This window comes from Variovorax sp. WDL1 (assembly GCF_001541225.1).
In the GTDB taxonomy this organism is placed as follows: Bacteria; Pseudomonadota; Gammaproteobacteria; order Burkholderiales; family Burkholderiaceae_C; genus Variovorax.
Genome location: NZ_LMTS01000349.1, coordinates 104,823 through 113,758 on the forward strand (window position 1 = coordinate 104,823; position 8,936 = coordinate 113,758).

Consider the following 8,936-nt stretch of genomic DNA (forward strand, 5'->3'; position numbering starts at 1 on the left):
ACAGCAAGCTGGGCGTGGGCGCCTATGCGGGCACGATCCTCGGGAGCGCGGCAGCGTTGCTCGGGCTGGCGCTGTTCCTGGTTCCCGGCGGGGGCAGCGCAGGCGTCCTGGCGCTGTGGATGCTCGGGCTCCTGCTGCCGGCGACCGAGCTGGCGACGGCCCTGGTCAATCGCGCGGCGACCCGGCGCTTCGGCGCCGTTCCCCTGCCGGGCCTGGAGCTCGCCGGCGGCGTGCCCGCGTCGCTGCGCACGCTGGTGGCCGTGCCCACGCTGCTGACGAGCGAAGCCGACCTGCTGGAGCAGATCGAGCGGCTGGAGGTCCACCACCTCGCCGGCGGCGGGGGCGACATCGTCTTCGCCTTGCTGACCGACGGGCCCGATGCGGACACCGAAGAACTGCCTTCGGATGCACCGCTGCTCGCCATCGCCACCGAGGCCATCGCGGCGCTGAACCAGCGTCACGGCCCCGCCCCCGAAAGCCCCCGCTTCCTGCTGCTGCACCGGCGCCGCGTCTTCAACGAGGCCGAGAACACCTGGATGGGCTGGGAACGCAAGCGAGGCAAGCTCCACGAGCTCAACCGGCTGCTGCGCGGCGCGACAGACACCACCTTCGTGGCGCACGGCGGCGCATCGCTCGTGCCGGCCGGCGTGCGCTACGTGCTCACGCTCGACGCCGACACCCGCCTGCCGCGCGATGCGGCATTGCGGCTGGTCGGCAAGATGGCCCATCCGCTGAACCGACCCCGCTTCGACAGCGCATTGCAGCGTGTCGTGGGCGGCTATGCGATTCTCCAGCCGCGCATCACGCCGTCGCTGCCCGTGGGCCGGGAAGGCTCGGTCTACCAGCAGATCTCCTCCAGCCGCGGCGGCATGGATCCGTATGCGATGGCGGTCTCGGACGTCTACCAGGATCTCTTCGGCGAGGGTTCCTACACGGGCAAGGGCATCTACGACGTGGATGCCTTCGAGGCCTCCCTGCGCGCGCGCGTGCCCGACAACGCCATGCTGAGCCACGACCTGTTCGAGGGCGTGTACGCGCGCGCCGGCCTGGCGAGCGATGTCGAACTGGTCGAGGAGGCCCCGGCGCGCTACGACGTCGCGGCCCGCCGCCAGCACCGCTGGACCCGCGGCGACTGGCAGCTGCTGCCATGGATCGTCGGCCATCGCGCGGGCCTGCAGGCCATGCCTGCCCTCGGCCGCTGGAAGATGCTCGACAACCTGCGGCGCTCGCTGGTGGCGCCGTCCGCCATGGTGGCCCTGTGCGCGGCCTGGCTGATGCCCGCGCCCGCCGCGCCCACGGCCGTGCTGCTGGTGCTCGCGGCGCTGGCGATCCCCGCCCTGCTGCCGGCGGTCCTCGCCCTGTGGCCGCCGCGCGTCCGTGTGCACCTGCGCAGCTACTTCATTGCGTTGGCCGCAGACCTGAAGCTGGCCGTGCTCCAGGCAGGCGCGGCGCTGGCCTTGCTGCCGGACCAGGCGTGGCGCGCGGTGGACGCCATCGTGCGCACGTTCGCGCGCTTGTTCGTCACCCGGCGGCACCTGCTCGAATGGACGACCGCCGCGCAGTCGGCCCGGCGCCCACGGCCTGACCTGCTGGGCTTCTACCGGCAGATGGCCGGCGGCACGGCACTCGGGCTCGTCCTCGGTGCCAGCGCCCTGCTGCTCGCGCCCTCCACGCCTGCTGCGCTCGCATGGGTGCTGCCCTTCATGCTGCTGTGGGGGGCGGCGCCGGCGCTGGCCCTGTGGGCGAGCACGCCGCCAGCCGTTGCGCGCCGGCGCGTTCTCCAGCCGGCGGATGCCCATGCGCTGCGCCTGATCGCGCGGCGCACCTGGCGCTACTTCGAAACCTTCGTCACCCCCGCGGACCACATGCTGCCGCCCGACAACTTCCAGGAAGATCCCCGGCCGGTGCTGGCGCGGCGCACCTCGCCCACCAACATCGGGCTCTACCTGCTGGCCGCCGCGGCGGCCCGCGATTTCGGGTGGGCCGGCATGGTCGACACGGTCGAGCGCCTGGAGGCGACCTTTGCCACCTTGCACAAGCTGCCGCGCTTCAAGGGCCACTTCTACAACTGGTACGGCACCGAGGATCTTCGCGCGCTGGAGCCCACCTATGTCTCGTCGGTCGACAGCGGCAACCTCGCGGGCCACCTGATCGCGCTGGCCAATGCCTGCGAGGAGTGGCGGCAGGACGCGCCCGCGATGGATGCCAGGGCCGGCATGGAAGATGCCCTGCAGCTGGCCCGCGAGGCCGCCGGCAACCTGCCCGCCGCGCACGGCGGCCGGGGCAAGCGCATCGTCGCGCTGCTCGACGACATGGCTGCGCAGCTCGGGGGACCGCTCGCCATCGACGCCATCGCGCCGGCGCTGGGTCGCCTGGCGGACAAGGCCGCCGCCTCCGCCCGCGGCCTGCAGGAGACGGAAGAGGACCACGCGGCAGACGAGCTGGTGTTCTGGATCGCAGCGCTGGGCCGCTGCGCCGCCGCGCACGCGCGTGACCGGCTCCACAGGGATGCACCGCAGGCAGAGGCGCTCGCGGCTCGCCTCCAGGCGCTCGCCGACACGGCGCGCGAGATGGCGCTCGCCATGGATTTCGCCTTTCTTGTCGACCCCGAGCGCAAGCTGCTGTCCATCGGCTATTCGACCAACGAGCAGCGCCTCGACCTCAATTGCTATGACCTGCTCGGCTCCGAAGCCCGGCTGGCGAGCCTGTTCGCCATCGCCAAGGGCGATGCGCAAACGCGCCACTGGTTCCGCCTCGGCCGGGCCGCCACCCCGATCGGCAGCGGCTCGGCCCTGATCTCCTGGTCGGGCTCCATGTTCGAGTACCTGATGCCGTCGCTCGTGATGCGCGCGCCCGCAGGCAGCCTGCTCGAACAGACCAACCGCCTGGTGGTGCAGCGGCAGGAGGCCTATGGCCACTCGCTGGGCATCCCCTGGGGCATCTCGGAGTCGGCCTACAACGCCCGCGACCTGGAGTTCACCTACCAGTACTCCAACTTCGGCGTACCCGGCCTCGGGCTCAAGCGCGGGCTGGCCGACAACCGGGTCATTGCGCCCTACGCCACCGGCCTGGCGGCCATGGTCGACCCGCAGGCCGCCTGCCGGAACTACGCCCGCCTGGCCGCCATGGGCGCACTCGGGCACCACGGCTTCTACGAAGCGCTCGACTTCACCCCTGCGCGCGTGCCGCACGGGCAGACGGCGGCAATCGTGCGCAGCTACATGGCCCACCACCAGGGCATGACCATCGTGGCCATCGCCAACGTCCTGCAGGACGGTGTCATGCGTGCGCGCTTCCACCGCGAACCGATGATCCAGTCCTGCGAGCTGCTGCTGCAGGAGCGCCTGCCGCGCAATGTCGCGATCGAGCATCCGCGCGCCGAGGAGGTCCATGCATCGCGCGAAGAGAGCGGCACGCAGGCCCCGGCGGTGCTGCGCCATCTCGCCTCGGTGCCCGGCCCGGCGCCCGCCACCCACCTGCTGTCCAACGGCAGCTACACCGTGATGCTGACGGCGGCAGGCGGCGGCTACAGCCGCTGGCGCGGCCTGGCCGTGACCCGCTGGCGAGAGGACGTGACCCGCGACGCCTGGGGCGCCTTCGTCTACCTGCGCGACGTGCGCAGCGGCCGTGCCTGGTCTGCCACCGCGCAGCCGCTGTCGGTCGGTGCGCGCCACTGCGAGGTGCTGTTCAGCGAAGACCACGCCACCTTCACCCACCGCGAGGGCAGCCTCAGTACGACGCTCGAGGTGCTCGTCTCCGGCGAGAACGACGGCGAAGTGCGCCGCGTGTCGCTCGCCAATGCGGGGCGGCGTGCGCGCGAGGTCGACCTCACCTCCTATGCCGAGGTGGTCCTCGCCGCCCAGTCGGCCGACGAAGCCCATCCCGCCTTCTCCAAGCTCTTCGTCATCACCGAGTACCTGCCCGAGTTCGGCGCCCTGATCGCGAGCCGGCGCACCCGCACGCCCGAAGAGCCGCCGGCATGGGCCGCGCATTTCGCGGTGGTCGAGGGCGAGATCACGGCCGAGCCGCAGTACGAGTCCGACCGGGCGCGCTTCCTGGGCCGCGGCCGGCACGCGGGCTCGGCCGCCGCCGTGCTGGACGGCCAGCCGCTGTCGAACACGGCAGGCACGGTGCTCGACCCGGTGTTCTCGCTGCGCCAGCGGGTGCTGGTCCCGCCGGGCGGGCTGGTGTGCGTCTCGTTCTGGACCGTGGTCGCGCGGTCGCGCCTCGAGCTGCTGGACCGGATCGACCGGCACCATGACCGCAACGCCTTCGACCGCGCGGCGACGCTGGCGTGGACGCAGGCCCAGGTGCAGCTGCGGCACATCGGCGCCGATGCGCAGGAGGCCGCCGATTTCCAGCGCCTCGCGGCGCCCCTCTTGTATGCCGACCGGCGCTTCCGCGCATCGCCCGACGCCATCCTGCGCGGGGCGGGGCCGCAGTCCGGCCTGTGGCCGCACGCTGTGTCGGGCGACCTGCCCATCGTCCTGCTGCGCATCGACGAGATCGAGGACATGGAACAGGTGCGCCAGCTGCTGCGCGCCCACGAATACTGGCGCATGAAGCAGCTGTGGGTCGACCTCGTCATCCTCAACGAGCGGGCGTCCTCCTATGTGCAGGATCTCCAGGTCGCCATCGAGACCGCCGTGCGCAGCAGCCAGTCGCGTCCGCGCCTCGATGCGGAGCTCGCGCAGGGCGCCGTCCACGCGCTGCGCGCGGACCTGATCGGCGCCCCGTCGAGCGCCTTGCTGCGATCGGTCGCGCGGATCGAGCTCGTCGCCCGCCATGGCGCCATCGGCGACCGGCTCGCCCGGCTGGCGCCTCCGCGCTCCGGCTCGGCGGACGAGCGCACGCCGCCGCCGCCGGCCGTCGCCCGGCCCGTGCCGGCGGCGCAGCCCTCGCAGGACCTCGAATTCTTCAACGGCCTGGGCGGCTTCGCAGACGATGGCCGGGAATACGTGGTGCGCCTCCATGCCGGGCAGACCACGCCCGCGCCGTGGATCAACGTCATCGCCAACCCCGGCTTCGGCTTCCAGGTGCCGGCCGAAGGCGGCGGCGCGACCTGGTGCGGCAACAGCCGCGAGAACCAGCTCACGCCCTGGTCCAACGACCCGATCACCGATGCGCCCGGCGAGGCCTTCTACGTCCGGGACAATGCGAGCGGCGAACTGTGGACTCCCACCGCACAGCCCATACGCGGCACCGGGCGCTACGAGGCCCGGCACGGCCACGGCTACAGCCGCTTCGCGCACACCGCGCATGGCATCGCGCTCGAGCTGCTGCAGTACGTGCCGCTGGCCGACCCGGTCAAGATCTCGCGCCTGACCTTGCGCAACAACTCGGACGAGGTGCGTTGCCTGACGGTGACCGCCTATGCGGAATGGGTGCTCGGCACCTCGCGCGGCGCATCGGCCCCCTTCATCCTGACGGAGATCGACACGGCCACCGGCGCGATGCTGGCCACCAAGCCCTGGGCGACGGCGTTCCAGGGCAAGGTCGCCTTTGCCGACCTCGGCGGCCGCCAGACCACCTGGACCGGGGATCGCACCGAGTTCCTCGGACGCCATGGAGACCCGGGCGCCCCCGCGGCGCTGACCGGCTCGCTGCCGCTGTCGGACACCACCGGGGCGGGGCTCGACCCCTGCAGCGCATTGCAGTGCGTCGTGGAGCTGGCCCCCGGCGAATCGGTGGAGGTCGTCGCGCTGCTCGGCCAGGGCGCCTCGAAGGAAGAAGCGCAGGCCCTGATCGCCCGCTACCGCGCAGCGGACCTCGATGCCGTGCTGGCCGAGGTTGCCGCCTACTGGGACAAGACGCTCGGCGCGGTGCAGGTCCGCACGCCCGACCGCGCCATGGACGTCATGCTGAACGGCTGGCTGCTCTACCAGACCATCGCCTGCCGGCTCTGGGCCCGCGCGGCCTTCTACCAGGCCAGCGGCGCGTACGGCTTCAGGGACCAGCTGCAGGACGGCATGGCGCTGGGCTTTACCCACCCGGACCAGGCCAGGGCGCATCTGCTGCGTGCGGCCGGCCGGCAGTTCGCCGAGGGCGACGTGCAGCACTGGTGGCTGCCCCATTCGGGCCAGGGCGTGCGCACCCGCATCTCGGACGACCGGGTGTGGCTGGCCTATGCCGCGGCGACCTACGTGGCCGCTTCCGGCGACGCGGCGGTCCTCGACCAGAGAGTGCCTTTCCTCGAAGGACCGGCGCTGCGCGCCGGCGAGCACGACGCCTTCTTCCAGCCCGAGCCTGCAAACCACTCGGCCACGCTGTTCGAGCATTGCGCGCTCGGCCTCGACCAGTGCCTGGCCCTCACCGGCCCCCTCGGCATGCCGCTCATGGGCACCGGCGACTGGAACGACGGCATGAACCGCGTCGGCGCCGGCGGCCGTGGCGAGAGCGTGTGGCTGGGCTGGCTGCTGGTGCGCACCATCGCCCTCTTTGCGCCGCTCGCCGACGGACGCGACGACGCGCGCGCCGCCCGCTGGCGCGCGCATGCGGAATCGGTGCGCGCCGCCATCGAGCGCGAAGCCTGGGACGGTGCCTGGTACCGCCGCGCCACCTTCGACGACGGCAGCTGGCTCGGCTCGCAGGCCAACGAGGAATGCCGCATCGACGCCATCGCGCAATCGTGGGCCGTGCTCTCCGGCGCTGCGGACCCCACGCGTGCGGCCACTGCCATGGACTCGCTGGCGGAGCATCTCGTCCGGCCCGACGATGGCCTCGCGCTGCTCCTGGCGCCGCCGTTCGACAAGATGAGCCCCGACCCCGGCTACATCAAGAGCTACCCGCCCGGCCTGCGCGAGAACGGCGGCCAGTACAGCCATGCCGCGATGTGGGCCATCCTCGCCTTTGCGCAGCTGGGCGATGGCGACCGGGCCGCGTCGCTCTTCAGCCTGCTCAACCCGATCAACCATGCGCGCAACCCCGAGGAGGTCGACCGCTACCGGGTCGAGCCCTATGCCGTCGCGGCCGACGTCTACGCCACCGCGCCCCACACGGGACGCGGCGGATGGACCTGGTACACGGGCTCGGCGGGCTGGATGTACCGCGCCGGCATCGAGGGCATCCTGGGCATCCGCCGCGAAGGCGCGTGCCTGCTGATCGACCCGTGCATCCCGGCCGACTGGCCCGGCTTCGAGGCCACCGTGACCGTCGAATCCACCGTCTACGCCATCCGGGTGCTCCACCCGTCGCGCCGCGGCCGCGGCATCTCCAGGATGCTCCTGGACGATGAGCTGGTCCCGCTGGGAGAGCACGGCGTGCGCGTACCGCTGGACGGCCGGCCGCACCGGCTGCTGCTGACCATCTGACCGGGGTGGCGCCAGGTCAGCGCAGCAGTTCGGCGTAGGTGCGCCGGTCGGCGGCATAGCACGCGCACGCCATCGCCTCGAGCCCGCCGCGGTCGAGCACCGTCAGGTCGCCGCGGTGGTAGGCGATCAGCCCGCTGCGCTGCAAGGCGCTCGCGGCCGTCGTGATCCCGACCCGGCGCACGCCGAGCATCAGCGCAAGAAACTCGTGCGTCACGTGGAAACTGTCGGAATGCGCACGGTCCTGGCTCATGAGCAGCCAGCGCGCCAGGCGCGGCCCGAGCCGGTGAAAGCGCAGGCAAGCGGCCGAGCCTGCCAGTTGCGACATCACCACGTAGATGTAGCGGTGCAGGCTGCGCCGCAGTGCCGCGCTGCGCACAAGCTCCCGAACAAGATCCGCACTGGCGATGCGCCATGCCGAACCCGGACCTTGCACCACCGCGTGCAACGGCACCGTGGACACGTCCAGCGCCAGCTGCGCACCCACCATGCCCTCGCGGCCGACCAGGCCGACCTCCAGGGACGCACGCCCGCCGATCTGCGCGACGAGCGAGATGAAGCCATCGATGGGGAAGTAGACATGCCGGGTCGGCTCGCCGTGCTCGCACAGGACCTCGGCCATCTTCAGCTGGATCGGCTCGCACAGGGCCAGCAGGCTTCGCCGATCGTCGCGGGGAAGCAGTTCGATGAGGTGGTTCTCGACGGTGGCCACGGGGTTCTCCGGCGTGTTGCTGCGGCCACTTTCAGGTGACGCTGGATCGCATTTGCCATCGAACGCCTGCTCGACCGCGCTGCCAGTCTGCGGCAAGCGCCGCGCCTCGACTGTCTGCCAGCGCACAGAGCGGCAAACTAGGCTTGCGCCTGATGGCCGGGTCCATCCAGGTCCACCCGGGCCGCGCCGGCCGCCGAGCCCGCTCAGGTCGCCAGCATCGCCGGAAGCAACCGGTCGTATTCCTTCTTGACCACCCCATAGCACTCGCAGGTGCGCTCTTCCAGCCCGGCGCGGTTCAGCACCGAGATGCGGCCGCGCGCGTAGCGGATCAGCCCGGCCTGCTGCAGCTTCAGCGCGCCTTCCGTCACCCCTTCGCGCCGCACGCCGAGCATGTTGGCGATCAGCTCCTGCGTCATTACAAGCTCGTTGCCCTGCAGGCGGTCGAGGCTCAACAGCAGCCAGCGGCACAGCTGCTGGTCGAGCGAATGGTGCCGGTTGCACACCGCCGTTTGCGCCATCTGCGTGATCAGCGCCTGCGTGTAGCGCAGCAGCAGATGCAGCACCGGCCCGGCCCGGTCGAATTCGTCCTTCATCAGTTGGGCCTTCAACCGGAAGCCTTCGCCCGCGCTCTGCACCACCGCCCGGCTCGGCGTCGATTGCCCCCCCATGAACAGCGACACGCCGACGATGCCTTCGTTCCCGACCACCGCGATCTCGGCCGAGGCGCCGTTCTCCAGCACGTACAGCAGCGAGACGATGGCGGTGGTGGGGAAGTAGACGTGGCTGAGCGTGCCGCCCGACTCGTACAGCACCTGGCCCAGCGGCATCTGGACCCATTCGAGCTGGGGGAGCCAGCGCTGCCACTCGGCGTCGGGGAGGGCTGCGAGCAGGCGATTTCTCTTGGGGGCGGGGGGTGG

At 71.7% G+C, this 8,936-nt stretch carries 3 protein-coding genes; 1 reads left to right on the top strand and 2 read right to left on the bottom strand.

Going from position 1 to position 8,936, the window contains the following annotated elements; genetic code table 11:
- Window positions 1–14: 14 nt before the first annotated feature.
- Window positions 15–7,310 carry a GH36-type glycosyl hydrolase domain-containing protein gene (locus APY03_RS39655; protein ID WP_443082873.1) on the top strand — a complete coding sequence of 2,432 codons (7,296 nt, stop codon included), beginning with the start codon at window positions 15–17 and terminating at the stop codon, window positions 7,308–7,310.
- Window positions 7,311–7,326: 16 nt separating this feature from the next.
- Here APY03_RS39655 and APY03_RS39660 read toward each other — a convergent pair whose 3' ends face one another.
- Together APY03_RS39660 and APY03_RS39665 are read right to left on the bottom strand one after the other, a co-directional pair.
- Window positions 7,327–8,019: a Crp/Fnr family transcriptional regulator gene (locus APY03_RS39660; protein ID WP_068686360.1), complete on the bottom strand. Its 693-nt coding sequence runs from the start codon at window positions 8,017–8,019 to the stop codon at window positions 7,327–7,329.
- A 203-nt stretch (window positions 8,020–8,222) separates the two neighbouring features.
- A partial coding sequence (locus APY03_RS39665; protein WP_198161387.1) for a Crp/Fnr family transcriptional regulator occupies window positions 8,223–8,936 on the bottom strand: 714 nt, incomplete at its 5' end.